The organism is Streptomyces phytophilus (assembly GCF_013870535.1).
In the GTDB taxonomy this organism is placed as follows: domain Bacteria; phylum Actinomycetota; class Actinomycetes; order Streptomycetales; family Streptomycetaceae; genus Streptomyces; species Streptomyces phytophilus.
In genome coordinates this window covers 1-1,520 of sequence record NZ_JACBXC010001385.1, presented here as the reverse complement: position 1 = coordinate 1,520, position 1,520 = coordinate 1, and the positions used below count along the sequence as shown (strand labels likewise).

The 1,520-nt window shown below is 73.0% G+C and carries 1 protein-coding gene; it reads left to right on the top strand.

Features of this window, described 5'->3' with window-relative positions; all coding sequences use genetic code 11:
- Positions 1–112: 112 nt before the first annotated feature.
- Positions 113–1,210: a hypothetical protein gene (locus H5J30_RS32605; protein ID WP_258563652.1), complete on the top strand. Its 1,098-nt coding sequence runs from the start codon at positions 113–115 to the stop codon at positions 1,208–1,210.
- Positions 1,211–1,520 lie beyond the last annotated feature (310 nt).

Here is a 1,520-nt window from a genome sequence, read left to right as displayed (position 1 = left end):
ACTACCGCCGCAGCCTCGACAGCGCCCAGGGCCTGGGCCCGCCGCCGGACCCGAGTCCGCCCCCCGACCAGCGCCCGCCCGCCGACGCCGACAGCCGCCCGGAGGCCCCGCGATGAGTTCCGGCCACCGCATCCTGACGGTCTTCCTCACCGTCATCTGCCTGCTCGTCCTCACCATCGCCGGCCTCGCCACCGACTGGCCCCGCTGGTACTGGCCCGCCGTCGGCGCCACCGCCCTGGCCGGCACGGTGGCCGCCGCCCGGGCGGGCGCGCGCCGCGGCGGGTCGATCCCGACCGAGTGCACGCTGGAGCCCGACCTCCCGATCCCGCCCCCGCCGCGCCAGGAGCACCGCGTCGTGGACGTCTCGCTGCCCAGCGCCATGCCCGACTACGACTTCCTCTTCTCCGCCACCGTGCGCTGGATCCCGGAGGCGGGCGACACCCCGCACTTCGACCCCTGCGGCCTCGCGGTGCAGGCGGTCCTGCTGCGGGCCCGGGAGTTCGCCGCCCGGCAGTCCCCGCGGTCGCCGGCCATGGCGCGGCACCAGCTCAACGGGGTGCTGAGCGTCATGGAAGCGGACGCCTCCGGCCGGGTGCTGGCGATGGCGAAGGACGTCGGGCTGGCGCTGTCGGAGTCCGACCAGGACCGGCTGAGCAAGCTGTCGAACGTGCGCAAGGACGAGGACGTCTGGGAGCACGAGCGCAACTACGAGCGGAACAAGCGCATGTACCTCTCGGACGACGTGCTCAAGGACCCCGGCAGCGCCGTCGTCTGGTGGCTCGCGCGCAACGACGAGCAGGTGGAGGGCACCGTGGAGCGCATCGGGCTGCTGGCGCAGCTCTCCGCCGCGGCGAACAACAGCGAGGTGGCCCCGCCCTTCCGGGACCTCCTGTACGCACCGGAACCGGAACCCGCGCCGGAGTACGGGCAGCCGGAGTACGACGGCGGCCCCGGGGAGGCGGTCGTGCCGCCGGAGCAGGAGTTCGTCGAGATGACGGCCGACTGGCTCGGACTCACCGGCCAGGACCCGGAGATGGCCCTGATGGTCGCGCGGATGGCCGAAGCCATGGAGGCGTCGGGCAAGAAGCGGGAAGCCGGCGACCTTCGCCGCTTCTTCGGGCTTCCCGAGGACCCGCCGCCCGCCGCGGACGACGAACCTGCGGATCCAGCCCCGCCCGACGAGGCCGGTCCCTTCCCGTACCCGGACTGAACACCCTCTGGCCACCGGGCTGTTCGCAAGAGGCTCCTCTGCGGCTGGCCGCACTCCGGCGCCGCCCCGCGTGCGTCGCCCCAACCCCGGTGCGCCCGCGCCCCGTTACGCGTCGTGCGATCCCCGTCCCCGGCCCGAAAGATCGGGTGGATTTGCGCCGGATGCTTCTACAACCCCCGGGGGGCGTCACGGGTCTTACCGGGTATCCGGGGCATGAGCCGTATGCTTCTGAAATCCCTCTGTGTCCAGAAAAGGGAGTACAGCTATGCGTTCCACCCGACTCAGGAAACTCGCTCTGGCAGCCGCGGCC

Excerpts from the sequence above, each read along its gene's own strand:
- H5J30_RS32605 (WP_258563652.1), top strand. The coding sequence starts at position 113 with ATGAGTTCCGGCCACCGCATCCTGACGGTCTTCCTCACCGTCATCTGC.